Origin of the sequence: Pseudoalteromonas sp. PAB 2.2, assembly GCF_001938575.1 — a bacterium.
GTDB classification, from domain to species: Bacteria; Pseudomonadota; Gammaproteobacteria; order Enterobacterales; family Alteromonadaceae; genus Pseudoalteromonas; species Pseudoalteromonas lipolytica.
The window spans coordinates 229518-255099 of the sequence record NZ_LYPI01000007.1 but is presented as its reverse complement, the minus strand read 5'-3'; the positions used below and the strand labels follow the sequence as shown (position 1 = coordinate 255099).

At 41.2% G+C, this 25582-nt stretch carries 19 protein-coding genes; 2 read left to right on the top strand and 17 right to left on the bottom strand.

The window, feature by feature from the left end; all coding sequences use genetic code 11:
* Positions 1-3: 3 nt before the first annotated feature.
* From BWD47_RS01530 to upp, 6 genes are all read right to left on the bottom strand, one after another.
* Entirely contained in the window at positions 4-1407 is a 1404-nt protein-coding gene (locus BWD47_RS01530; protein ID WP_075593222.1) for a hypothetical protein, read from the bottom strand.
* A gap of 268 nt (positions 1408-1675) precedes the next feature.
* Positions 1676-3445: a sugar phosphorylase gene (locus tag BWD47_RS01525; RefSeq protein WP_075593221.1), complete on the bottom strand. Its 1770-nt coding sequence runs from the start codon at positions 3443-3445 to the stop codon at positions 1676-1678.
* A gap of 12 nt (positions 3446-3457) precedes the next feature.
* Positions 3458-4678: a glycosyl transferase gene (locus tag BWD47_RS01520; RefSeq protein WP_036972141.1), complete on the bottom strand. Its 1221-nt coding sequence runs from the start codon at positions 4676-4678 to the stop codon at positions 3458-3460.
* Positions 4671-6413 carry an HAD-IIB family hydrolase gene (locus BWD47_RS01515; RefSeq protein ID WP_065979005.1) on the bottom strand — a complete coding sequence of 581 codons (1743 nt, stop codon included), beginning with the start codon at positions 6411-6413 and terminating at the stop codon, positions 4671-4673. Before BWD47_RS01515 ends, BWD47_RS01520 begins: the two co-directional genes overlap by 8 nt.
* A gap of 138 nt (positions 6414-6551) precedes the next feature.
* Positions 6552-7790: a uracil-xanthine permease family protein gene (locus BWD47_RS01510; protein WP_065979004.1), complete on the bottom strand. Its 1239-nt coding sequence runs from the start codon at positions 7788-7790 to the stop codon at positions 6552-6554.
* Positions 7791-7799: 9 nt separating this feature from the next.
* Positions 7800-8429 (bottom strand): uracil phosphoribosyltransferase, encoded by a 630-nt coding sequence (gene upp, locus BWD47_RS01505; protein WP_036972148.1) that lies wholly within the window; start codon positions 8427-8429, stop codon positions 7800-7802.
* 199 nt (positions 8430-8628) lie between these two features.
* On the opposite strand from upp, the gene BWD47_RS01500 reads away from it, so the two are divergent.
* Entirely contained in the window at positions 8629-9444 is an 816-nt protein-coding gene (locus tag BWD47_RS01500) for a hypothetical protein (protein WP_065979003.1), read from the top strand.
* Here BWD47_RS01500 and BWD47_RS01495 read toward each other — a convergent pair.
* The 6 genes from BWD47_RS01495 to BWD47_RS01465 all read right to left on the bottom strand — a co-directional run bounded on the left by BWD47_RS01495 (position 9441) and on the right by BWD47_RS01465 (position 18359).
* A complete protein-coding gene (locus BWD47_RS01495) occupies positions 9441-10412 on the bottom strand; it encodes a Gfo/Idh/MocA family protein (protein ID WP_065979002.1) in 972 nt (323 codons plus the stop codon). The two genes, BWD47_RS01500 and BWD47_RS01495, sit on opposite strands and share 4 nt — an antisense overlap.
* Positions 10412-11362: a phosphotransferase gene (locus tag BWD47_RS01490; protein ID WP_075593220.1), complete on the bottom strand. Its 951-nt coding sequence runs from the start codon at positions 11360-11362 to the stop codon at positions 10412-10414. Before BWD47_RS01490 ends, BWD47_RS01495 begins: the two co-directional genes overlap by 1 nt.
* A 504-nt stretch (positions 11363-11866) precedes the next feature.
* Complete coding sequence (locus tag BWD47_RS01485; RefSeq protein WP_075593219.1) at positions 11867-13378, bottom strand: Fic family protein; 1512 nt, start codon at positions 13376-13378, stop codon at positions 11867-11869.
* Positions 13379-13802: 424 nt separating this feature from the next.
* The gene (locus BWD47_RS01475) at positions 13803-16058 is read right to left on the bottom strand and encodes an acyl-CoA dehydrogenase (RefSeq protein WP_036972165.1); all 2256 of its coding nucleotides are present in this window, start codon (positions 16056-16058) and stop codon (positions 13803-13805) included.
* Positions 16059-16300: 242 nt separating this feature from the next.
* On the bottom strand, positions 16301-17842 hold the full coding sequence (locus BWD47_RS01470) for a phospholipase D family protein (protein ID WP_083633607.1): 1542 nt from the start codon (positions 17840-17842) through the stop codon (positions 16301-16303).
* A 322-nt stretch (positions 17843-18164) separates the two neighbouring features.
* Positions 18165-18359, bottom strand: coding sequence for a (2Fe-2S)-binding protein (locus BWD47_RS01465; RefSeq protein ID WP_036972167.1), 195 nt, complete (start codon positions 18357-18359; stop codon positions 18165-18167).
* Between the two features lie 459 nt (positions 18360-18818).
* Here BWD47_RS01465 and BWD47_RS01460 point away from each other — a divergent pair, with 459 nt between their 5' ends.
* Positions 18819-21095: a CHRD domain-containing protein gene (locus BWD47_RS01460; RefSeq protein WP_083633606.1), complete on the top strand. Its 2277-nt coding sequence runs from the start codon at positions 18819-18821 to the stop codon at positions 21093-21095.
* A gap of 501 nt (positions 21096-21596) precedes the next feature.
* Here BWD47_RS01460 and BWD47_RS01450 read toward each other — a convergent pair.
* The 5 genes from BWD47_RS01450 to BWD47_RS01425 all read right to left on the bottom strand — a co-directional run bounded on the left by BWD47_RS01450 (position 21597) and on the right by BWD47_RS01425 (position 25527).
* Positions 21597-21869, bottom strand: coding sequence for a hypothetical protein (locus tag BWD47_RS01450; RefSeq protein ID WP_065978995.1), 273 nt, complete (start codon positions 21867-21869; stop codon positions 21597-21599).
* 763 nt (positions 21870-22632) lie between these two features.
* Positions 22633-22911 carry a hypothetical protein gene (locus BWD47_RS01440; protein WP_075593217.1) on the bottom strand — a complete coding sequence of 93 codons (279 nt, stop codon included), beginning with the start codon at positions 22909-22911 and terminating at the stop codon, positions 22633-22635.
* Positions 22912-22932: 21 nt separating this feature from the next.
* Positions 22933-23493 (bottom strand): RHS repeat-associated core domain-containing protein, encoded by a 561-nt coding sequence (locus tag BWD47_RS20240; RefSeq protein WP_065978994.1) that lies wholly within the window; start codon positions 23491-23493, stop codon positions 22933-22935.
* Between the two features lie 47 nt (positions 23494-23540).
* Entirely contained in the window at positions 23541-24077 is a 537-nt protein-coding gene (locus tag BWD47_RS01430) for a DUF6436 domain-containing protein (RefSeq protein ID WP_075593216.1), read from the bottom strand.
* Positions 24061-25527, bottom strand: coding sequence for a methyl-accepting chemotaxis protein (locus BWD47_RS01425; RefSeq protein ID WP_074988743.1), 1467 nt, complete (start codon positions 25525-25527; stop codon positions 24061-24063). Before BWD47_RS01425 ends, BWD47_RS01430 begins: the two co-directional genes overlap by 17 nt.
* Positions 25528-25582: the final 55 nt, after the last annotated feature.

Here is a 25582-nt window from a genome sequence, read left to right as displayed (position 1 = left end):
CCTTTATAGTTCTGTAGAAAATTTATAGCCAAGAGAGGCGCTAAAGTGAGTAGTGTCATCGATATCGTCTTGTGCGTAATAACGTTGACCGCCCTGAAGTTTTAGAATTAAGTTTTTGTTTGGAAGGTAATTTAAACCAAAGTTAAGCTCACGAATGTCGTAACGATGGATAGCCGCACCACTGGCCACTTCAAGCATTGGGTTGGCATAATCAAACGAGGTAAATACATAAAGCGGCGAAGATAAATCAAACAGCCCCTGCATATTATAAGCGGCTTCTACAAATGCAGATTCTGCTTTGCTACCAAGCTGTGCAAAGCTTCCCGGACGCAGGCCCGGTGTTGTTTTATTCGCAGCAGTGATAGCAACTGAGTCTTCTAACTCGCCATATAAGTACTGACCACGAAACACAAGATCATCTAACGTCCATGCACCATGTAACCCGAGGATAGATACGTTTCCATCCTCATCGAGTTTGCCCTGATTGCGACGGTTATCTGATGTGTTTGCCGTATAGTAACTAACACCAAAACCTTTACCAGCTTTAACATTGCCATAATCAAGGCGTAATGTGAGCGCTAAATCATCTGCGGTATTTTCTTCAAAGCGTTGCTGTGCACCACCCGCGACCCAATTAGTCGAACGGAAGTATTCAGAGTTAAGACCTGTCGTCACCAATGTTTGCAGTGTAAAGTCAGACCAACGAGAAATTAAGTTAACTCCAGTTTCGTGCCAAACTTGCGGGATCATGGTTGCCTCACCCCAGTGGCGAGTCGTGGTAAAGTATTGATCAGGCTTGTTTAAGTCTGTGCCTAAGCCTACCGGAACATATATATGACCAAACTTGACAGTAAAGTTAGGGTTATATTCATATTCTAGTTGCAGCTTTTCGACAATGACTTCACCACCCGCTTCAACTTCTGATTCAAATTCGCCAAATTCTTCAAAGCCATCGTATTCAAGCGTGGTACCTGTACCGCCATGCTCATACTCAAGTTCAAATTCGACTTTCCACTTATCATCAATTTCATATTCAAACTCAGTGACAACTCGCTCTAAGTCTGTAGTGGCGCGGCGCTCTGGTGAAGTATCTTGAACGTTGGCAAACACTTCGTCACTTTTGTAAAGCAAAGTACCATAGCTTTTAAAAGTAAGTTTTGAGTCTTTTTTGCTTGCGACTGAAGCAATTGGGGTTGCTTGCTCAGTAACAACTGGGGCTTTTTGCTGCACTGCAACTTGCTGGGTGTTTTTCGCATCTAATTGACTTTTTAAGTAATCAATCGCTTTTTGTTGTTCAAGGAGTTGTTGTTGAAGTTTTTCGAGTTGGGCTTGAATGTCATCATTCGCAACACTATAAAGTGGAGTCAAAGCCAATGACACCGCGAGAGAAAGTACTGCTTTGTTCATCGTAAAGTGCACCTAAAAATAAAACCAAATGATAATAGTTATCTTTTATATTGTAAATATTGTTAACTTTACTTTTTGCTAAAAACGGTAAATTAGATTAAATAAGATTTAATTTCTAAGACTATTTCATTGAAAATTAAGCTGGAATGATAATCTGGTGTGCAATAAGGGAGTAATTTACGATAACTGTAAGTTACTTGTTAACAAGCAACCCCACCTGATGGGCTTACTTGTTAACGATAAGACTTGTATTATCTTGATGATAGGATTATTTATTGCTGAGCCAAACTGCTTGATATGGAGTCAGCGACAATGTTTGTGTTTGCTCAGTAATTTGCTCCCCGCTTATTAAATCTCGCCACTGCTCGGTACCTATCAAATTTAAGTCTGCAAGAGTGAGAGTTTGCGTCTCATCACTAATGTTATAAACACAAAACATGCTTTGTGAACGGTTAATACTTTGTCGCCAAAAACCAAATAACCCCTCACTTAAATGTAACGTATATTGCGTCGCATTAGGGTGAAATGCGCTTTGCGCCTTACGAATAGCCATCAAGTTTTTCATCGCTTTAAACACAGTACGATGATGGGCATTTTCATTACTCAGTTTTGCTAGTAAATCTGACTCTTGCCAACGGTGACGATTAATAGCTCTATTATGTTGGCTGTTTTCAAAGCGTTCATAGTCATTGGTTGTCCCGAGTAAGCTATGAATATAAAGCCCTGGTATGCCTTCAAGAGCGAACATAATTGCGTGAGCACATAGAAACCGTGCAATGCCCCATTTATCTGGCCCTCGATGCGTTCCTTGCAAAGCATCAAACAACGCAATATTTAACTCGTACGGCGTATTTGTACCATCTGGAGCCGTTCGCAAAGACACCTTGCCACCGTATTTTGCTGTTGTACTGACCATTTCAGCTATTTGGGTTTGATCGAGCAAGCCTTCGACAGGCCGCAGCCCTATGCCATCGTGTGACGCAATAAAATTAAAATAAGCCGTGCCTTGCTGCGCCGGTGGCATACTCATCATCCAGTGTTTTAATGCGGTGCTATTACCACTGAGTAATGTGTGCAATAACAAAGGTGGCAATGAAAAGTTATAAATACAATGTGCTTCGTTGGCATTACCAAAGTACGACAGATTTTCGCGGTTAGGAATGTTGGTTTCGGTGATAATAATCACATTAGGTTCAACATGCTCTACAAGGGTACGAAGTAACCTGATCACTTCATGCGTTTCAGGTAAATTAATACAGCGGGTATTGAGCTTTTTCCATAAAAAAGCCACCGCATCAAGGCGAAAAATACGCACACCATTGTCTAAATAATGGCGAATTATAGCGACAAATTCATTTAAAACATCGGGATTAGCAAAATCAAAGTCAACTTGATCGTGGCTAAACGTACACCACACATGCTGCAAACCATCTTTCGTTTCTACTGCTTGTAAAAGTGGCGATGTTCGCGGACGAACAACTTGAATTAACTCATCGGTGGGGTTTGCTGTTTTAAAATACTCCCTGCCCGGCTCTTTGCCTTGAATAAAGTTTTCAAACCACACGCTACGACTAGAACAGTGGTTAATAACTAAATCAGCCATCAGCCTGACATCGGCTGAAATATCGCGGATATGCTGCCAGTTACCGAGCGCTTCATTCACTTGCACATAGTTCATCACCGCAAACCCTTCATCGGAGCTGTAAGGGTAAAATGGCAGAATATGCAATGCGTTAAGTTCTGGTAAGCATTGATTTTTAACAAAGCGATGTAACGTATGCAATGGCGGCTCTTCTGGTTTTGCCACTGCTTCCTCCGTGTTTGCATGGCGAATAATCGAATCACCGTACGCAATTAAAATCATATCTTGTTCGTCCCAACGGTTTTTGTGTGGCGTTGGGTCTCGAACAGGATCATCGCATTGCATGGTGTTAATCAATCTATCAGCGAGTTGTTCTAGGGTTGTATTAAGATCAACTTCGCCGTAGATACACGTTAAATGCTGTATAACTCGTTGTTGGAGTAGCTCTAATGTCACGTGTCTTCTCCGTTAAATATAGTCTTTATTATCAAGCTCTACGGCTTCTTCTAAGCGCGCAAATACATCGGGCATCGCCGATGCAACCCGGTTCCAGCTTGGCACAAAGGGGGCTTCCATTGGATTTTCTAAGAAGTGTTGTCCCGCATTCATTATATTTTGCGCAAACATCTCAACGGCTTTTTCTTCTTGGTGAATATCAAGCGTTAGGCCATTCATTAGCGCATCGTTGTGATACGTTTCGATAAAATCCAGCGCAATGCGATAATAGGTCGCTTTTAGAGAGCGAATAGTCTCAGAGGTAAACGTTACGCCTTGCGTTGCTAGCTTTCTAAACAAAGCTTTAGTGATATCAATCGACATTTTTGACAAGCCAGCAGCTTGATTACCCAACGATAAATCTTGGTGTTTATGGTCGTAATTATCAGCAATATCAACCTGACATAACCGATTATGTGAGTAGTTACGATACATTTCTGATAACACACCAATTTCAAGACCCCAATCACTTGGAATACGAATGTCGTTCAGTACATCACGGCGAAACGAGAATTCACCAGCAAGTGGGTAACGAAACGAGTCCATGTATTCAAGATAGTCACTGCTACCTAAAATAGTTTTAAACGAGCGCAGCAGTGGCGTGACCAATAATCGTGACACTCGGCCGTTTATTTTCCCCTCAGCAGTGCGCGGATAAAATCCTTTACAGAACTCATAGTTAAAGCGCGGGTGTGCAACGGGGTAAATAAGTCGAGCCAGTAATGCTCTGTCGTAAGTTAAAATATCACAGTCGTGTAACGCGATAGATTCAACTTTTGCCGTTGCAAGTTTATATCCCATGCAGTACCAAACATTGCGACCTTTACCGAGTTCTCTTGGCGCGACGCCCAATTTTTGCAACTCTTTATCGAGCGCTTGTAAACGCGGACCATCGTTCCAAAGCACCTTGTGGTGTTGGTCAAGCTCAGCAAAAAATTGTAAAGCATGGCGATATTGGCTTTCATCGGCACGGTCTAAACCAATGGTGATTTGTGAAAGGTAAGGTACATGCTTTAGTTCAGCAATGATGTTTTGCAGCGCGGGTCCTTCAAGCTCACTGTATAACGAGGGTAAAATAAGCCCCATAGGCCGTTGCTTTGAAAAGCTAATTAACTCTTTTTCTAGTTCTTCTACTGGTCGATCAGCAATATTGTGTAGCGTAGTTATGATGCCATTTTGATAAAAATCAGCCATGAGATTGCTCCTTTTTTGCTGCTAAATGCGCTTTAATAATGCTTAATGCCGAGACTTCTTGAACCCAGCCCTCAGGGGCGGGTTTATCACTGAGCTGCCACGCTTTTTGTAATATGTGTGCTTGCACTTGACTGCCCGGGTTCTTGATAAGAACGGCGGTATCTGCCGCTTTTAGCATGGCAACATCATTTTGACTGTCGCCCAAAGCAATAACGGTAAAGGGGTTGCGATATGCTTTTTTAAATTGATTTAATAACCACTTTTGCGCTAATCCCTTATTTGTCCCTTTCGTAATATGAATAAAACGACCGCCAACCAACACCTCGTAATCGAGTGACGACATAATGTCTATAAATTGTTGTCGCTGTGTATCACTGCCTGAAAAACAAATAGGATCTGAATATTGACGCTGTAAAGCCAGTTCGCTTTTATCGAGGGGTAAACCAGTAAGTTCAGCAATTTCTTGGGCTGAAAACTGACTAAATAAACGCACACAATGACTAAACTGGCTTGCATGCTGATTAAGGTCATCGTGTAATTTATCGCAGCTTTGTGTGAGAGCATACCGCCAAAACCCGTGATATTCGTCACAACCAATTGGTTTTACTGCAAAGTAGTTTTTGGGAATATACACTGCCGCCCCATTCTCAACAATAAAGGGCTGGTGATGTTCAAGGCCCGCTTGAATATCTATAACCTCAGCAAATGTTTTACTCGTATTAAAAATAACGTTAATACCCGTGTCGTTCAGCTCAGCTAAAAAAGGTTTTATAACGTCACATTCGTAACTATCGTGATCAAGCAAAGTGCCGTCTAAATCGGTAAAAATAAGTGGTTGTGAAATTTTATCTGCCAACAACTGCATTTTTGTAATATCGCGTTGGCTATCAAGTAATAATAAGGCATCAACATCATGTGCGAGCGTCGCTAAGTTTTCACGGGTGATTCGTTCAAAATGAGATATAAAGCGCCTCAGTGTTATTTCATCAAATGTGCCTTTACCTAATCCATTTTTAGCAATTAACTTGTGTTCTTGCTCTAAACGCCATGCATACACATCTTCAAACGATGGTGCTTTTAACATAATGGTGTAATCAGCCATAGCAAATACATTCTGATATTCATTCGCTAAACAGCTGTTCACACAACGCCGCCAAACGCCATCAGCATCCTCGTGTTGTTCTAAGTCATTGATAGGTGTTTGCAGCTGATATGGCTGCTGCGCAGTACTGGCAACGCACCATCCTTCAAAAAATATGATATCGACCGGCTTTTGGTTAGTTGGCCAGTGTTCTTTTGCGACAGGGTCATCAGTGAGCTTGTCGAATTGTGGTAAAGGCACATTCTTTTTGCCAGCCATTAACGCCGATAAGGTTTGTTCCATTAACTTTATATCGTGAGTACCGGGGACCCCTCTCGTTGCAAAGAGTGGGTGTACGTCTTCGGCCAACTCGGCTCGTGCTGCATGACTAAGATAAAAGTCATCAATAGACAAGGAAACACTATTAAACTCTGTATTGCTGTTGACCCACGTCACAAGAAAATCAGCAAGGGTTGTTTTACCAGAGCCCTGACAGCCATTAATCGCCACCAGCATCGGCTGCCCAGCCATTTTTGCGCTTAACACATCGTGCGCGAGGGGTATAAAGAATTGTTCACTTAAATATTGATATTTAAGTGGTAACTGATGTTTCGCTAAAAACGGGGTTATATCCACAACATTTGCCTCTTGCATAATCGCTCCTACCAGTATGACATAGAGATAAATGCAGTTAGTAGACCAGTTTTATAATTCCTTACTTTTTATGAGGTTACAAAAAAAGCGCATATTAAATGCGCTTTTTTGGTGCAAATTCACATCATTTTTTACATGCTATTGCTCAGTCTGCACTGCTTTGGGGAGCACGGCATTTAAAATAATACCGAGAATGGCACATAAGCTTACACCTTGTAGGCTAAACTCATTACCACCAATATGCATACCACCAATACCAAACACTAATATAAGTGCGATAATCGTTAGGTTGCGTGGGGCTGTCAGATCTTCTCCCGATTTAACCAAGGTATTCAAACCAACTACCGCAATAGAGCCAAACAGCAAGATCATAATACCGCCCATCACTGGCACAGGAATGGTCTGCAAACCCGCGCCCATTTTTGCTACAAAGGCCAGCACAATAGCAATAATCGCTGTCCACAACATCACACGCGGATTAAAGTTTCGTGTCAGCATCACTGCCCCTGTCACTTCAGAGTAAGTGGTATTCGGTGGTCCACCGAAAATGGATGCCGCAGACGTTGCCAAACCATCACCTAATAAGGTGCGGTGTAACCCCGGTTTTTTTAAGTAATCTTTACCCGTTACTTGGCTAATAGCCATCATGTCGCCAATGTGTTCTATTGCAGGCGCAATAGCAACTGGCACCATAAACAAAATAGCTTGCCATTTAAACTCTGGATACGTGAACGCAGGCACAGCAAACCAATTGGCTTCTATTACTGCATTAAACTGCACAATACCAATGTATAAAGACGCAACATAACCAGCAACAACCCCAGCCAGAATAGGAATAAGCTTAAAAACACCTTTGCCCCACACAGCAAAAATAAGTGTGACGAGCAAAGATAAACCCGACACCCAAATAGCTTGCTCGTAAGGCACTAACTGCGCACTGCCATCACCAGCCTTGCCCATGGCCATGTTTACAGCCACAGGCGCAAGTGCTAACCCTATCACCATGATGACAGGACCAACCACCACTGGCGGCAACACTTTTTCTAAGGCGCTAACACCTTTAAACTTAACAACTAAGCTTAAAATTAAATAGCAGAACCCTGCTACCATCAAGCCACCCATTGTGGCTGGAATACCCCACATTTGCACTGAAGCGATAATAGGAGCAATAAACGCAAATGACGAAGCTAAAAAAATGGGAACTTGGCCTTTAGTCACAAAATGGAACAACAAAGTGCCTAAGCCTGCGGTGAATAGCGCAACATTAGGGTCAAGCCCCGTCAGTAAAGGGACAAGTACCAACGCGCCAAATGCGACAAATAGCATTTGCGCCCCCGTTAAAATAGTTTTTAACGAAAATGTTTGATGATTTTCCACGCTATTTACCTAAACTGTGCCAAAAATTTTGTCGCCGGCATCTCCTAAGCCTGGAATGATATATCCTTTTTCATTTAAGTGACTGTCTAATGAAGCCGTAAAGATTTCAACATCTGGGTGAGCTGCCAATGTTTTCTCAACACCTTCGGGTGCTGCAACGAGAACAATGACTTTAATATCTTTACAACCTGCTTTTTTAAGCATATCGATAGTGGCAATCATTGAACCACCTGTCGCAAGCATTGGATCAATTACGAGACTTAAACGCTCATCAATCTTGCCAACTAATTTTTCAAAGTACGGAACGGGTTCTAAGGTTTCTTCGTTGCGTTGCAAGCCAACAACACTCACTTTTGCAGCAGGTAATAACTGCATAACACCATCCATCATACCAAGCCCAGCACGCAAAATAGGCACAACTGTAATTTTTTTACCTTTGATATGCTCAACTTCTAAGGGAGAGCCATCCCACCCCGTGATTTGCACATTTTCTAGTGGTAAATTTTTAGTCGCTTCGTAGGTAAGCAGGGTCCCCACTTCAGACGCTAATTCACGAAAACTTTTAGTACTAATACCTTCTGCGCGCATAAGGCCAAGTTTGTGTTGAACTAACGGGTGAGTAATTACATGGATAGACATAAGTAGAACCTAAAAGAAATAAATTACGCCTATTTTAGCGCATAATAGACAACTCGACTGCAAAAAATCCCCCTTCATTGCATTAATTTCTTTAACTGGTCTAATATTAAACAGTAGGCAGGGTCTATTAAGCGCTTTGCAACAACATCGGCTACTTCCGCTTAACAATTCATTTAATAAAATTGGGCATCAGAATGGCATGAAACTATACGCAACGATTCTTTTATTATGTATTTATGCTGTGCCGGTTAATTCTGAGCCATTGCATGTAAAAATAATGACTGACTTTATTCCACAAGCAGACGGCAGTCCCGAGAATGAGGCAACTGAATTCGTGTTAGCGGCGGCCACTGAGTTGGGCAATAAAATCAGCTTACAGTTTGTACCTGGCAGCCAATTACAAGACTGGAAACAACTTAGTCAACTTCCCGATGTCTGTTTACTCAACAAGCTTAAAACACCTGAACGAGAAGCGAGTGCCATTTTTACTCGGTATCCTCTGATGGCCTTTCCCGAAAACAAACTGATTGTATTCAACAAACCAACCTTACCCAACTCGATTTCATTAACCGACGCCGTAAATTATTATGACCTCACCATTGGCGTGACGAGTCGGCGGTCTTACTCTGCTAAAATCGATGATTTTATAAAACGACACGAAGAACATTTTTTTAAAGTAGATGGGGCTGCCAATGCAATTCAGCTTGGCTACATGCTTTTTGAAAATAAAATTGACGCTATTTTTGAATATAAATCAATGTTCATTCACCGTTATCAACGCGCTCATGGTATTGATAAAATCCGTTACTTAACGATTGAACCCTCTGAGCCTGCTGCATTTGGTTACATAGCCTGTTCGCCCTCGCCGCAAGGTAAACAGGCCATTGCATTATTTGAACACGCATTGCAAACAGAGAAAATAAAGACTCTCATTAGTACAAGGCTCATGGAATTATTTCCTGCACCCGACAATACGTTGATTGTTGATGCTTTTAATGCCGCCTATAAAAATTAAGACATTAAAATTTGTTCCATTACCCAGCTGGTGTGTAAAGCGGTTACACCGGTTGAGGGATGAGGCGCGCCCAAATCAAAAAATTGAGCCATATTTTCTACATGAAATTGCTGTATATGAGTTGGGTTTTCAATAGATAGTTGGCGTATACCCTGTGTGTTGTTTAGCTCGATAGGTTTTTCGTCAAACACACTAAAACATATTTCACCCTCACTGCCATAAATAATAACGTCGTCAAAGCGGTTCGCACACGCAAAGTTCCAACTGCCAGAGCCCGTAATACCCGATTTATGATACCAGTGCGCGGTAATAGCATCAAAAGCGGAATAAAGCCCTTGTTGATTAGCACAAAAACCGTGTACTTTTTCAAAATCACCTAATAAATACGCTAACAAATCAAGACCATGGCTTGCTAAGTCATCAAAGTAACCGCCACGTGCAATCTGTTTATCAGTTCGCCAGTTATATTCTCTAGATAAGTCCAAAGCACTTGCTGGTTTGCTCAAATGCCAACTTACATGACGCACTTTACCAATTGCGCCACTTTCAATAAGCGATTTCACTTTATTAAAACGTGGCAACGAACGACGATAATAAGCAACAAATAAAGGCTGTTTTGCCTCTTTGAATGCTTCAACAATGGCTAAACTGTCTTCATAGCTAGGCGCTAAGGGTTTTTCGATACAACAGGGTTTGCCAGCCGCCGCCACTTCAAGTGCAAACGTTTTATGGCTGTCGGGCGGCGTTGCAATGTATACGGCATCAACCTGTGCATCGTTTATTAACTCACTGGGGCTTGCAAACACCTTGGGCACATGATGACGCTGTGCATAGTCGCGAGCTTTGTTTAAATCTCGACGCGTCACGCCCACCAGCTCAATGCCATCGGTTTGTTGATACGCGGGACCACTTTTAACTTCGGTTACTGCGCCACACCCAATTATGGCAAAACGAATTGGCTTATTCATTACATTCCTTTTTTAGTGAGATAATAGTTAAACTGACTTTGCATATAGCGATTAATTTTTAAATGCTCGGGACTCCACCCAGCTAAAAAGCGGTAAAAATCAGCCCAAGCATATGCCCAGAGTTCATCCCAGCTAGCAATCACATCTGCCGCACTGATATTCGGTTTATAACGTTTTAGAGCTAAGGCGAGCTCATCGTAATACTGGTCTAAATATGCGCTGGCATCGGTATGGAGCGCCTTATCACTTAAGCAACTACCTAAAAAGTACATAACATCAATAATACCGACACCCTTTCCAACGTATTGAAAGTCATAGCCATATACACAATTAGTGTGTGGCTTTATGGCAAAATTAGCAAGTTTCGCATCGCCATGTATGAGCGTTTGATATACACAATGCTTAAGTGCTGTATCGATATTTTCTGCTTCAACTTTTAGGCTTGAATGTGTCATTCGCGCATACTCATCTGGACGAGTCGCTAAGTGCCAATAGCTACCTTGCGGCCAAAGCCCCTCAGCAGTGCTACTTAAATTAACAGCATGAAAATGCGCTAACCATCTAAGAATCGCATCAATATGAGCAGAGCTTGCTTGGGCTTGTTGATAACCACACGCAGTAAAATCAGCAAATAAGAGTGCTTGCTGGTTATTTTCTTGCACCGCGTTTAAGCAGGGAATGGCTGCAGCCTCAAGCGGTAACTGTCCACTAAACTGCTGATACCAATTAAATTCGACTAAATATGATTGCCGCTTTCTTGCTAATGCAAACTCACTTTGCGTGATTCGACTATGATTAATTTGCTTAGGGACTTCTATGGCTTTTATGACACATGCCTCACCGTTAAGTTTACAGCGAATAATTTCGCCACAATCACTCCATACAGAGGCTGCGTGCTCTATGTCTTTAATATCAGGAAAGTGCTTTTTAACAAATTGCCTTACGTTCATACAGTCATATTTTAACGAAAAATCTATGGGCAATGGTAGGTGATATCCCTTTCGGGCACAATATTGCATCCCTAAGCTGAACTTTTTACACTGATCACACTCATTAAAAAAATAAGCGTATTTGACCTGAAAAACTCAGGATTAGATCCACGCATTTGATATGTTTTTAATACATATTTTTCTACCATAAGTCATTAAGCATAAAGCGAGGGTCGGCTTATGAATCTCCAGCACTAACATGATTGTTATCGTCATTATCTTAGAAAACTTGTTTACCTTTAGTGACTTCTATTGTTTCTTTTTATGGAACACGATCGGTTGGGTTAGTTCCGGATAGCGGATTGTACGCAATATAGGAACGCGGATTAACTCTCTGTGAGCCTTCATCTACAAAAGAATCAACGCCCAAGGTTATAATCGTACACCCGACCGTTCATATGGATAGTGCAGCTTTACGAACCTTTAAGAGTGGAAAACATCTGACCTTTAATGTACTTAATAGATTTATAGTAACGAGGCTAAAAATTTGGTAAATGGTACAATATCTTCACCAACGCTAGCAGCTTCTAATACTTGCAGATACTCGTCTCGTCGCTCCATAGGTACAACAGTCCATGGGTAACCACCAGAGGCCATCATTAAATTCATAATGAACCTGCCCATTCTGCCGTTACCATCAAAGTAAGGGTGGATGTAAACGAAAATGAAGTGCCCCATTACAACTCTGACTGCTGCATTACCCTCCTCTGCGAGTAAATCGAAAAATGTCGGCATCATATCGCGTACCGCATCTCGATTAGGGGGAGTATGCATAGACTGGCGAATATAAACAGGCCCTGATCGGTAACCAGCTAAGTCCGATTGTTTAATAATACCGGCCGCAACACTTGGGCCAAATAAGGCAAGGTACCAATCACTGTGCGTCTGTTCCAATACGTCACCAGAGTTCTTACCTTCTAATACTGCTAAAACGGCTTTTTTAACTTCTTGGAACGCATCCCAGTAACCTTTAGCAGCCATGGTATCTAGGTGCTTTTTACTCTCGTCTGAACCATCAATTTGCCAGTAACCTGAACGAACAAGTTCAATTAGTTCACGCGTCACTCGATAGCCTTCAATAGACAGTGAGTGGTAGGCGTCGGTAACGTACTTGTCTTCTACTTCTGCCATGTAGGTTTCGATGTCGATGGTTCGGTGTGGTTGTTCAGGGAAGTGCGCAATAACACTTTCACGCATTTGCGCCCACATTAACCGCATGCGATTAACATAGGGCGATACATCACGACGACCAAAACTCACCTGTAAATTCTCGGCGAATGGGTCTTCTTCTTGCACTTTCAAATCGGCTGCCTGCATACCTTTTAAGATATTGTCAGCAATTAGGTCGCGGCCAATATTTCTAAAAGCCCCCACTAATCTGCCTGCAATCACGCTGTGATTACCGGCAAGTAAAACAGACAATACGTCTGATGCATCTGTCACCATTGATAAGGCTGTACGCATTAAGATGGGTGCATTTTTAAATTGGTTAGCCGAGCAATAAACCAGTGCTGAAGCCAAGCTGTATACGTTTAGTCCTGCTACGTTTTTAATATACTCAACATCAGGTAAATTTAACCTAACATCGAAAATAGAGGTATTGTGTAAAAAAGCGGTGGGTTTATTGTTGCCTTTAGGCGAACGTACCAGCAATTGCTGAGGCACGGTTCTATCGCCGATATGTAGGCTGATCGACTGCTCAGGTGACAGACACCAGGCATTATCGAAACGTTCCGATAAATATGCACCGCAAAAATCCCAGAAAGAAGTATACCAAGATGTACTGTCGCCCGGCTTTTCATCTGGCATAGCCGGTATGTACCAGCCTCGAATAACTTCGCGAATAAACCCATGCTTCAAGAGCCGCTCTCGATGCACTCGACTAAGTTGCTTTGACTGAATGGCTACAACTCCTGACTCCTGAAGCTGTTGTAATTGCTCAAGCGAAGCTGCCAGTTTGTGTGATATGTCATTCATGTTCGCTCCAACCATTACATACAATACTTACCCGTTATTAACTTCACCGCTAGGTTTTAGAGTTATATCATTTATAGGTTTTAATGTCATATCATTTATAGGTTTTAATGTCATATCATTTATAGGTTTTAATGTTTTTAGGTAAAGCTAGTAATGAAGATAAACACAACACATCACGGGTTGAGGTCTTTTTCCACAATCGTACTTACTTAAGACTGATGCAACTGAAAATATTCATCCAATCCAAAGTATATCTGCTTGGGGTTCATAATGAAGGTCTGTTGTACATTTTGTACTATGGCTATGTTGAGTTATTCCATTCGCTTAATTACGGTCTATTTTTAGGCAATAAAAAACCCGTGTTAAACACGGGTTTTTAAAGATAAAGTCCTAAAACTGCTGAGGACTTGCATTGTTGAATGACTTACTCGTTTACCACACTTTTAAGTGGGTTAACTGGCTTTGCATTATCGTCTAGCAAGTTCATATCAAAATCGAACTCGTCAACGCGAATAGCTTTTTCGCGTTTCTTGTTGTAATCGATTAATTGCGCATATTCTTGCTCATTAATCACGTTAGCAACAAGTGCGTTATCAAGTGTTTCTGCAAAACGAACGCCCGGTTTGATTGTTTTAGCACGCAATGCTTTCTTCACTTTTGCAAGTAGTTCAAGACATGCCATTTTCGCTTTGTAAGCCTGCTCGTTGATGTAATGACCATCACCTTCAATTGGCGTTACTAAGTGCGTGATTTGTGCCTTAAACGCAGTATCCATTTGTGCTTGTGTTGCTAGCTCACGAATTAGATCATCGCTAATTTTCGGCATTTTCATCGAATAATTCATGGTGATGAAACGCATGAACTTACGCGTACCACTTGCAGGGAAGTTATCTAAGAACTTGTGCAGTGCTTCTTCAGCACTTTGCAGTGCAAAGCGTGTTGCATAGTGGAAATACGGCGCAGCTTGCTCGCGTTCACTGCTTGCTACTTTTTGCTCGTAGTACTTAATTGATGCCATGGCAGCGTATAAGAAACTCATTACATCACCTAAGCGTGCAGATAGCATTTCTGCTTGTTTAAGCTTGCCACCTAACACAAGTAACGAGAAATCAGCATAAACAGCTAACTTAGCCGACAGCTTTTGTGCCGCTTTTTCGTAATCACGAACTTCTGGTAACGACGACTTAGCACCTGCTGTAAATGGTAATACACCTAAGCGGAATGCACGTAAGCTGTTCGCGACACTGTAGCCCACTGTTTTACGTAAAATACGGTTAAATTCTTTATCTGCGTTTTTGTCTTCACTATGAATAGACTCAACCATAGATTGCAGATATGGGTGACAACGCATTACACCTTGTCCAAAAATCATTAGGTTACGGGTAAGAATGTTCGCACCTTCAACCGTAATAGCAATCGGTTGAGCAACATAGCCACTAGCTAATGTATTTTGCGGACCATTTTGAATCGCTTTACCTGCTTGAATATCCATTGCTGAATCGAGCACATCACGGCCAATTTCAGTCATGTGGTACTTTGCAATTGCAGTCACAACCGATGGTTTTAAGCCCATGCCTAAACCTTCAGTTGTTAGTACGCGCATAGCTTCTTGTAGGTATGTTTTACCTGCAATATCAGCTAGTTTCTCTTGGATACCTTCAAATTGACCAATCGCTAAACCAAACTGTTCACGAACAGCAGCGTATTCAGAAGCCCCTTTAAATGCCACTTGTGACGAGCTAACACCTAGCGCTGGAAGCGAAATACCACGGCCAGCACCTAAACAGCTCACCAGCATCTGCCAACCACGACCAATATTCTTTTGACCACCAATGATGAAATCCATTGGCACGAATACTTTTTCGCCACGAGTAGTCCCGTTATAAAAACGGATGCCCATTGGGTCATGACGATTACCAAGTTCAACACCTGGGTGATCTTTAGGAATAAGCGCACAGGTAATACCTAGGTTTTCTTTGCCACCTAGTAAACCATCAGGGTCAACAACTTTAAACGCTAAGCCTAATACAGTCGCAATGGGTGCAAGCGTAATGTAACGTTTGTCCCATGTGATCTCTAAGCCTAAAACTTCTTCACCATTAAATTGACCACGTTTAACAACACCAATATCTGGAATGCCACCGGCATCAGAACCCGCTTCAGGGCTCGTTAACGCAAAGCATGGAATATCACGACCATTCGCAAGGCGAGGTAAGTAATGATCTTGTTGCTCTTTAGTACCAAAGTGCAGTAATAGCTCACCTGGGCCTAATGAATTAGGCACCATAACCGTAACCGCGACCGCAGAACTCTTCGTTGCAATCGTGCCAACAATTGTTGAGTTTGCATAAGGGCTGAACTCTAAACCACCAAATGACTTAGGAATAATAAGCGAGAAAAAACGCTCTTTTTTCAAGAAATCAAGAATGTAATCAGGAAGATGAACGCCATTTTGGATTTCAGAATCATCAATCATCGATAATAATTCTTTAACAGGGCCATCTAAAAACGCTTGCTCTTCGGCGCTCAGCTTTGCAGCGGGTACATCACGAAGTGCATCGAAGTCAGGTTTACCTTGGTAGATTGAACCTTCTAACCAAACATCACCTGCATCTAACGCTTCTTGTTCTGTAATTGAAATACTAGGTAATACTTTTTTTAATTTTGTACGTAAGCTCATAATAAACTCATCCGACCAGACAGTAATACCTACATTACGTCATAAATTGCACAATAGATCAATTGGTCCAACCAGTTTTTTTAACATTTTTTTATATTTATTTTTTCCTTGCACGCTAAGCACTTGAATATATTGAACTTACACGTGTACGCTCAATTTCGATTTTTTATAGCAAAATAGTTAAACCTAAAGGATTAAAATAAAAAGCCCAACTAAAAAGTTGGGCTTAGGAATAAATAACGTTAAAGCTCGTCTTCGATAGGAAATAAAGAGATAAACCATACTTGAAAACGCCGCCAAGACGAGGTTTGTGGCTCTTCATCAAATTGCTGATTACTTATGGTATCAAGCCAAATTAGTTCGTCATCATCTGGGCTTTTTAACTCAACTTTCCACGCATACTCAGGCATCTTTTTATCAACCCAGTGGGCTAAAAAGCCGCTCAACTTTTCACTGTCTATTAGTACGCCCATTTCGGTATTTAAATCAAGTGATCGCGGGTCAAGATTCATGGTACCAACGAAGATTTTTTCATCATCAAATGTCATCGTTTTTGCGTGCAGACTTGCCTGTGATGATCCGGTAACCTTTCGGCCTGCTTTTCGTTTAATTGCCACTAGGTCACTTGGTTTTAGTTCCCACAATTTAACACCGCCACGCACTAAGTCAGCACGGTATTTTTTATAGCCCGCATGCACAGCAGACACATCCGTAGCAGCCAGCGAATTAGTCAGCACAGTAACATCAACGCCCTTTTTAACCCAGCTGGTTAATAACTGCGTACCTTGCTCGCGAGGAATAAAATACGGCGATACAATAATAGCCTTGCGCTTTGGCTCTCCCATCTTTTTAAACAATGAAGGCGACATATTTGCCGACTTTTCATCGACATCATTCATTACTTTATCTGGGTGATCGTAAAATAAGGTCGACTCCTGCCAGTCAAACTCTATTTCATCGTTAAGCAAACGATTTACAAAGGCACTTTCACGTAATTGTTCAACATAATTGCTTTGCTGATTGTCTGCTACATAATTTTCTAGTGTCTTGGTTATCTCGATAAGTGATTGTTCATCACGCTCACCATGTAAATCTTGAACAGGGTATGAAAGTGTGTGATTCCAATATAAATCAAATGCATCTGAGGCTTCTGGCACAATATCACCCACGCTCATGACATCTAAATCGATAAATTCAGAATGATCTTCTGCTGAAAAGTAAGCATTACCAATATTACGCCCCCCCGTAATAAAAATACGGTTATCGACGATAAAGCTCTTGTTATGCATGCGTCTAGAAAGTTGGCTGTAGTTAGTTATAAATCCAAGAGCCCTAAACCGTCGATTTGGGAACGGGTTAAACAGCCTAACCTCAACATTAGGATGAACAGCCAGTGCTACTAAATCAAGCTCACTGTCGGCTTGCGATAAGTCATCAAGCAGTAAGCGAACCCTTACACCTCTCTCTGCCGCTTTCAGCAAAAACGCGGTAAATAAAATGGTGGTTTGTTGTCTATGGTATAAATAATACTGCACATCAATGGTGTGCTCTGCAGAATCAATCAGTGCAAGCCTTGCGACGAAGGCATCGACACCATCTACCAAAGGATAAAACCCTGACAAACCAGGATGATTACTACCCACAGCCTCTCCTATTGTACTCGGTGTATCAGCAGAAATAGCGTAACTTGGTTGAATAGATTCCCTTGAAGGCAGCTGCGCACAGCCCGTTATAGTAAAGATAAGTACTGCACAAAAAGTTGCTTTAAAAGAGTTTATTATCATGGTTCCCTACCAATGATGACCAGGTGATACCAGTTCGCTACATTACATGATGTGTTTTGAGACAAAAAAGCCTTGTTTGTAACAAAGCACACGTTTCGTTATTTAGTCTGATTGTGCAATTGCATATTCCCGTACAGCTACAAGCAGCAACTTTTAACGCTGCACGCATCGGGTTTATCCGCCAAACCGAACAAATAACACGTACGATACACACATAACACTTAGATATAACGTAATAAATGAAAGGCTTAAAAGCAAATAAAAACTGGAATCAAGGGGTAAGGGGCAAAGAAAAGAAGTAATTAAATGAAGAGCAAGTACATTAAGCGACTTGCTCTGTAATGTCAGCGATTTCGATAAGTTTACGATTAAGGATTTTTTTACAGCAACCACAGCACTTGCCGCACTGGCTACCTACCTGCAACTCTTTTGATAGCTCACGCATTGTCATTGCGCCGTTATCAATCGTTTGTTCGATTTTTTTATCCGTTACACCATGGCATAAACAAATATACATGAATGCAAACCACTCTCAATTACATTTAATAAATGCATATTAATCTAAACGGTAATAGTTCGCAATAGTATTATGAGCAATATTTGCTGTAATTTTAGCCATAGCCACATTGAAATAAATGCAGCTGCCATTTTCCCTTTATGTTTTACTAGGTTAGCTGCAACTTTGAACAGTGAAAATTTTTATCTTTTTTGTTCGTTGTGGCGATGATTATTTATGTACCGCTCATCATCCAATGCCAGCAATATGTTCATTAACGCAAACAATTTTATATCCGCCGAGATAAGCCAGCATCTCGTTCATAAAGTGAGTGTGTGACATTGATGAAAATTAAGTAAAAAGCATTATTATTTTTACTTTATTGTACTATTTTGATCCTTCTATATTTACTCGCCGTATTCCTAATTGAAATGGACACGTCGTAACGTCCGAACATAAAAAAATATATAAGGAACAACGATGAGATATTTACTCTTATTAAGCAGTATATTGTTCATCAGCGCATGCAGCGATGATAACGACGACAACAACGTAGAAATTATCACTCCCCCTCCTGTTCAGGAATTTAGCCCCAGTAAAACGTATTCCGTGACGCTGAGCGGTAAACAAGAAGTTCCTATGAATACCTCTATGCAGACAGCAACAGCAACCGTAGAGCTAGATGAAAGCTTAATGCAGTTCCGCGCAACTCTTGATGCGAGTGCAGTCGAAGGGTTTAGTGCTGCTCATATTCATGACGGTGATTTAGGTGCTAATGGCGACGTTGCATTCACTTTTGAATCCACAAGTGAGGGCATGTACGAGGTTGCTATTACTGATCTTGACGAAGCTTTAATAGCCGATTTAATGGATGGTGATTGGTATATCAATGTTCACACCGAAGAATTTGCAAATGGCGAGTTACGCGCCCAAATCGTTCCTGATACAACAAGTATCATTACTTTCGCCTTAAACGGCAGCCAACAAGTACCTATGAATGACACTGATGCCATGGGATACGGATACGCCTCGTACGACAGTGCGAGCACAGAGTTACGCTTGCGAGCAGTCACCATGGGTGTAGACGACGCCACAGCAGCTCACATTCACACTGGTAAGTTAGGCTCTAATGGTGATGTGTTTGTCACATTAGAACAAGACGATGAAGTGATGACTGATTGGGTTGTACCAGAAGATACCACTATCGACAGTGACACGTTAGCAGTCCTGCTTGATGGTGGGCATTATGTCAATGTACACACACCTGAATTTGCAGGCGGTGAAATTCGTGGTCAAATACTAACAGATAACTACGCTGTTGCTACCTTTGATTTAAGCGGCTCTCAAGAAGTCCCAATGGTGACCACCACAGCAGAAGGTGATGGCTATGCCCTCGTCGACACAACTGACTACAGTGTGGAACTCACGGTGATAACTTCTGGTTTAGATGACGCAAGCGCGGCGCACATTCACACCGGTCGAATTGGTGAAAATGGCGATGTGTTAGTCGCGTTAGAACAATCAATGGATGATCCAAATGTATGGATGACACCCAGCAACACCATGATCAACGCTGATATTTTTACCGTACTAGCATCAGGCGGCCATTATGTGAATGTTCACACACCAACAAACACAGGTGGCGAATTGCGTGGTCAAATTCTTACTAGTAACTATGCATTTACCAGCTTTAAATTAAATGGTGCTCAAGAAGTACCAGCGGTTGACAGCGATGCCAGCGGCGAAGCGTATGCACTCGTCAACATGAATGATTATAATCTAGAGCTGCGTGTTAACACGACCGGTGTTGATGACGCGACTGGTGCTCACATTCACACAGGCCGAATTGGAACAAACGGCGAAGTACTTGTTGCACTTGAACAATCACCAACCGATTCAAGTAAATGGATGACACCTGAAAACACCCAGATTAACGCAGATATATTCGCAGTGCTTGCGTCTGGTGGTCACTATGTCAATGTTCATACACCAGCAAATGCAAGTGGCGAAATTAGAGGACAAATCCTAACCGATAATTACCAACTTGTGACCTTTCCTTTAAGCGGTATGCAAGAAGTGCCCGCTGTTGATACTACAGCATCGGGCAGCGGTTATGCTCTTGTCAATATGGATAACTATCACCTTGAATTAAGAGCACTCACCCAAGGCGTGAGCGATGCCACAGCAGCCCATATTCATACAGGCCGTATTGGCATGAATGGTGAGGTGCTTGCAGCACTGGCGCAATCTGCAGATAACGTTAACCTGTGGGAAACACCTGAAAACACCATGATTAATGCAGATATATTCGCAATTCTCGCGTCGGGCGGCCATTACGTTAATATTCATACCCCAGCACACCCAAGCGGTGAACTACGTGGTCAAATTTTAACGGATAACTATGTATTTGTTACCTTCCCATTAAGTGGAGCCCAAGAAGTCCCAGCGGTCACGACTGACGCATTTGGTGATGGCTATGCATTAATAAACACCACTGATTACAGCGTAGAACTGCAGGTTTTAACCTCCGGTGTGAGCGATGCCTCAGCCGCGCATATCCATACAGGGGTTGCAGGTGAAAATGGCCCTGTTCTTGTTGCCCTAGAGCAAGATGAAAACGATATGAACCGTTGGATGACCAGCACTGGCACGATGATAAATGCTGATATTTTCTCAGTACTCGCCATGGGTGGACACTATGTAAATGTGCATACTCCCGCAAACTCAAGCGGTGAGTTAAGAGGTCAAATTCAATAAGGCTTTACCTTTACATTCCTTACTATTAAGGCCAAGCATAGCTTGGCCTTTCTTTTAGAAAGTGCTAAGGAATTTAGAGAAAGGATTCTAATCAGAGAAGAGTCACTACCGCTAAGTGCAGAATCTTATGGAACTCCTCCAGATTTAATGCTTTGCCACTCAGCATAGGCCAGAGGTGCAAGATGGTTAAGGTGGGTTCAATCGAGCCCAAATTTTGTTAAATACTAAAATTTTAATTCTGTACTAGATCTAAACATAAAAAGACCCCAGTAATTGGATAGTTCAACTATTGGGGGTCACTTCATCCATGAGTGCGAGGCTTTAGATTCAAAGTTGTAAGGATAACCAACTACTGTTTAACCTAACAAATCTTATAGAACCAAAGCGCCCTTCAGCCCAAATTGGGCAATTTTGTTATTTGGGCTTGTCTAATGACCGAATTGCTAATCATTATTCGCGAAGCATAATCAAAACCTGTCTTATAGCTTTGCTGATAAAAATTCAATTTAATTTAATTAAAAAAACCATAAGTAAAAATATTACTACGACTGCTAAAGATGAGTATTTAATGGCTTTACAAGCCCAAACTTTATCTTCCTGATAGTATTTAACTCTGAACAGCTTAAAACCATGATAAATAGCACCTGTTCCACTGTAATAACTAGTGAAAAGCTCTTTCTTTGCGTATTTTGGAGCTAAAATAAACAAAACCATTAAAATTAAAAATAAAATCGATGAAAGTATCATAAGAATACTAAGTAAATAATCTATCATTTCATCTCACCGATAAACATCCAACCATTACTCTCTTGATAAGCTACACCCAAAAGAGGTAACTCCACAGTAACTCCCATATTAATACCTCACCCCATTTTAATGCCAAGACCACTCCAATTATTTTCATTATCAAACGAAACGTGACCTCCAAACCTACCAGCTATAATTGGAGATTACAGCTTTTTTGTGAAAGGATTCTAATTAGAGAAGGTCAAGAATCCACTGTTACTGGACCAACTCATTCCAATCACTTTGAACCATTAACCTAAATCATCAAATTAAAGTACATCTTTATAATTAATTTAATATAAATTAAAGAGTTAAGTAATTTGTCAAAGATTGAAAAGATTTTCCCTAATAAAAGGTTAATCATTACAGTGAGTGGCAATCTCTATCAAGTTATTGGCGAAGGCCAAAAATCTCAAGTGCAAATAATTGACCTCCAACTCCTTCGGCACGGCTTCAGTCCTGAGCAAATCACCCAATTGAATTTGGCATCAAACGGATTTTTTCATTGAAACACTGATCATTGAAAACAAAATCCCAAGCCACCACAGCCAGAAAAAATAAAGCCCCGCGAGTTGTGAGGCATTGGACTTAAAATAAATTGTCAAAAAATCGCATTTCTGACAAGCTGATTTGCTACTTCCTTGCTAACCGCATTGTTCACTCCTTGAGCTGAGAATTTGAAATGATTTTGAAGAACTAAAAGCTTAGAAAAGCCACTCAAGGTTTCAAGTTTGAGTGACTGTCCACGTAATTAATTATTCTTAATCCCACTAAAATTTATAGCTTGAATAGTAATAATATCTCCAGATTGCATTTCTACTCTAAGCTTATTAACTTTATTATTAATTGTTGAGAGGGTTATTTCATTTACACTCACACTTGGTCCCCACTCTTCCTGATGTGGTATATTTAAAAGCGTAACACCATTTCCACAAACTTCTTCTATCTCTGAATTCCGATTTTTAAACCTAAGAACACACTTTTTTTCTAACCAACAGTATTTAATATCTAAAAATGTCCAATCATGCATCAATCTCTACCTACTTTCTTATCATCTAGTGGAAGGTGACTCTGGAGGGACAACATTCCCGTCTATATCCAGTCTATTCCCATCTGCATCGTTAACATGGCAGTGTGAACCACAGTCTGCGTTTGGATGTATCAATATTCTTTGTTTTCCTGTTAATGGGTCAACATAAGCACCTTTACCATTTTTTGGATCTGGCCCTTTAGCCTCTAAACCATGCTCTTTCGCAACTCCTTCAATTTCATCTGGTGTCTTACCTGCTACATCAGCAGGATTAATATCTGGTGAATTAGCCGATTCATTCAAAACACTAGCAATTTCGACAGCAACCTTAGAAAGCATTACCCCTGAATGCCGAGAAACTGCCATACTACCAGCTTTACTCATCACAGCTCTGTGCTGACCAACGGATACACCGCCGGGTCTATTTAAGTAGCTTTCTGCTGCTTGGCCATCAGGAACTGTATACTTATAAGGGTTGTTATTCGCATAAGCATACCGATTAAAGCTATGCACATCACGGAATCCAACAGGATCATTCGAATAAAAACGCCCGATAACTGGATCATAGTATCGTGCCTGCATATAAATTAGCTCAATACTGTCTAAGCATTACTCACTATCGGATTATCTCAACTAATCTGGCAATAACAGCCTTTGGCATCAGAGTTAATAAAACGACTATTAAATCCTGCGCGTAAGTTTGCAATTACTAGCTCCACAAAGCCGTTTTGGCTTGAGCATGCTAAACCTTTTGATAATGGGCCGGCGTAAACAAGCTGTTGCTCTTTTGATACTAGGATAGCTGCAGGTTGTGCTGGTAAGAGTCTGGCAAGGGCTGGGGTAGGCGTTAAATTAACAACATGAATGCCATTATTTAGAGCATATTCTGACAAGCTCTGAATATGAGGCTGTGAACGGGTTGAACATACACAGCTGTTCTCATCAACAATATAGAGTGTATCGGCATGGGTTAACTCGATACCCTTTGATTTTATACCCATCGTAGCGTGAAAAGATTGCAACCAATCAGTTTGAGCCATTTTGTTATCAGGATCAAAAACCTGTGTTTGTTGCTGATAAGCAAGGTACAAAGCGAATACCACCGCGAATACCCACCCTATCGCTGCAATTACAACCCCTAACTTGGCATTATTTAAATTTGGCAATACCTTGCTCCAATACATCGATACTCACGTCAATTAACTGTACGCGCTCAGTTAATTTTTCAATCATTTCATTGTCATTGGCTTGGTTTTCAATCAATGTTTGAGAGTTTTGTGCAATTGCACGCGTGTTTGCCGCTTGGCTTTGTACTACATGAGCAACTGATTCTGAGCTCGTAGCAGCTAAGCTTACTTGCTCTGTCATAACACTAATCTGTTGTTTCATTTGCGAACTAATTGCGGTCAATTGTTCTATAAGTGCAACACTGCCTTGCATTGAATCCGTAGAAGAGGCACTGTTTTGCAACAGGCTTTCTAGAGTTTGAGTTATTTTATCTGTGGTATTTTTACTCCGTGTGGCAAGATTTCTGACTTCATCTGCAACAACGGCAAAGCCTCTTCCTTGTTCACCTGCCCGCGCAGCTTCAATTGCGGCATTAAGTGCCAGTAAATTTGTCTGCTCTGCTATTGATGAAATCTCATTTAATAAGTCAGATATATGGCTACAAGCACTGACTAATTGAGAAATATTTTTATCGGCTTGGTGCAAATTATTTGCGAGCTCAGCAGTTTTACTGTCGGTATTAGCAACTTCATTTAACGCTTCTTTTGCACTTAAATGTAAGTGTTTAAACTGTGTTTGCAGTTCTGTACTTTCATGTTCAACCTGTGAAAACCCCTCTGCTACTCGCTCGCCAGACTCAGCAATATCTAAAGAGAGTCGCTCACGCTTTGTTGCAAGCTCATGCAACTCATCATGTACTTTTACAAGTTGATTAGATTGATCTTTTAATACACTACTTTGGCTTTTAACATCGCCAACAACACGCGAAAAAAACCCTAAGAGTCTATTAAAACCTGCCACAGCTTCACTGTGCCTTTCATCCGCTCTTAAGCCGATGTTAATGCTATTTTCGTTCGCCATGATTTGTTCGGTTGTGTTACTTAACGATAAGCCAGCGCTGCGTTCTCGTTGTAACGTTTTGGCTATGTAACCCGCTACAATTGCTTCAACAATAGCGTAGGCTGCGTGGATAAGTACGGTGCTAAAAAACAGCCTGTCTGGGTCGAATACATAAACGCCCGCATCATTTATTTGCAAATAATAAAAGCTCAAATGATGAACAGCTACAAACGCTAAAGCGGTTATAAACACGCGCCACTCAACAAACATGATAAGAACAGCCATCAATATAAAAATTTCAAAATGAACTTCTATGAGACCAAAGCTTTGTTGAATATGTAAAAATGAAAACATCATACAACCCGCAGCCACTATGTGCGCTGTTAATGCGCTGTCGGGGTGTTTGTGTAACATCCATAAAGGCAGTGAAAGCAAGATAAGGCCAGTGAGCACACCAGATAGCAAAGTAGAAAACACAACCCCTAAAATTAATGACTCTAAAAATAATAGGATGAACAAATAGGTAAAAAGGCGACTAACACTGGTCATAACTAAAGCCTTAAAAATTAAACTAATTCACTAAATAAAACGCAGACTCCGTCTT

What these genes read in the sequence shown, in the direction of transcription:
- BWD47_RS01515 (WP_065979005.1), bottom strand. Translation starts at nt 6,413, where the DNA reads ATGCAAGAGGCAAATGTTGTGGATATAACCCCGTTTTTAGCGAAACAT.
- BWD47_RS01465 (WP_036972167.1), bottom strand. Translation starts at nt 18,359, where the DNA reads ATGTATATTTGTTTATGCCATGGTGTAACGGATAAAAAAATCGAACAA.
- BWD47_RS01470 (WP_083633607.1), bottom strand. Translation starts at nt 17,842, where the DNA reads ATGATAATAAACTCTTTTAAAGCAACTTTTTGTGCAGTACTTATCTTT.
- BWD47_RS01425 (WP_074988743.1), bottom strand. Translation starts at nt 25,527, where the DNA reads ATGACCAGTGTTAGTCGCCTTTTTACCTATTTGTTCATCCTATTATTT.
- BWD47_RS01450 (WP_065978995.1), bottom strand. Translation starts at nt 21,869, where the DNA reads ATGATAGATTATTTACTTAGTATTCTTATGATACTTTCATCGATTTTA.
- BWD47_RS01500 (WP_065979003.1), top strand. Translation starts at nt 8,629, where the DNA reads ATGAAACTATACGCAACGATTCTTTTATTATGTATTTATGCTGTGCCG.
- BWD47_RS01490 (WP_075593220.1), bottom strand. Translation starts at nt 11,362, where the DNA reads ATGAACGTAAGGCAATTTGTTAAAAAGCACTTTCCTGATATTAAAGAC.
- upp (WP_036972148.1), bottom strand. Translation starts at nt 8,429, where the DNA reads ATGTCTATCCATGTAATTACTCACCCGTTAGTTCAACACAAACTTGGC.
- BWD47_RS01495 (WP_065979002.1), bottom strand. Translation starts at nt 10,412, where the DNA reads ATGAATAAGCCAATTCGTTTTGCCATAATTGGGTGTGGCGCAGTAACC.
- BWD47_RS01485 (WP_075593219.1), bottom strand. Translation starts at nt 13,378, where the DNA reads ATGAATGACATATCACACAAACTGGCAGCTTCGCTTGAGCAATTACAA.
- BWD47_RS01440 (WP_075593217.1), bottom strand. Translation starts at nt 22,911, where the DNA reads ATGCATGATTGGACATTTTTAGATATTAAATACTGTTGGTTAGAAAAA.
- BWD47_RS01460 (WP_083633606.1), top strand. Translation starts at nt 18,819, where the DNA reads ATGAGATATTTACTCTTATTAAGCAGTATATTGTTCATCAGCGCATGC.
- BWD47_RS20240 (WP_065978994.1), bottom strand. Translation starts at nt 23,493, where the DNA reads ATGCAGGCACGATACTATGATCCAGTTATCGGGCGTTTTTATTCGAAT.
- BWD47_RS01520 (WP_036972141.1), bottom strand. Translation starts at nt 4,678, where the DNA reads ATGGCTGATTTTTATCAAAATGGCATCATAACTACGCTACACAATATT.
- BWD47_RS01530 (WP_075593222.1), bottom strand. Translation starts at nt 1,407, where the DNA reads ATGAACAAAGCAGTACTTTCTCTCGCGGTGTCATTGGCTTTGACTCCA.
- BWD47_RS01475 (WP_036972165.1), bottom strand. Translation starts at nt 16,058, where the DNA reads ATGAGCTTACGTACAAAATTAAAAAAAGTATTACCTAGTATTTCAATT.